General features: G+C 47.5%; 1 protein-coding gene. It reads right to left on the reverse strand.

The window, feature by feature from the left end:
* A partial coding sequence (locus Q0845_RS27770; protein WP_298521224.1) for a thrombospondin type 3 repeat-containing protein occupies positions 1 to 297 on the reverse strand: 297 nt, incomplete at both ends.

Here is a 297-nt window from a genome sequence, read left to right on the forward strand (position 1 = left end):
TGGATTCGCTGGTGTCGTTGGATCGTCTACGCCTGTAACTTCTTCTTCATTGGTTAGTCCGTCATTATCACAGTCTAAGTCGTTCCATGCTGCTTCTACCGTTACCGTTTGGTTGGCTGCTACAAAATCACATGGATCGTTTGGATTTGTGCCATCGTTTGCCTCGTCTCCGTCAGTAACTCCGTCGCCATCCGTATCTGGATCTTGTGGATCCGTTGTATTACCATTTGGATCGGCTGGTGTTGTTGGATCGTCTACGCCTGTAGTTTCTTCTCCGTTGTTTAATCCGTCATTGTC

The organism is uncultured Kordia sp. (genome assembly GCF_947489565.1).
GTDB lineage: Bacteria > Bacteroidota > Bacteroidia > Flavobacteriales > Flavobacteriaceae > Kordia.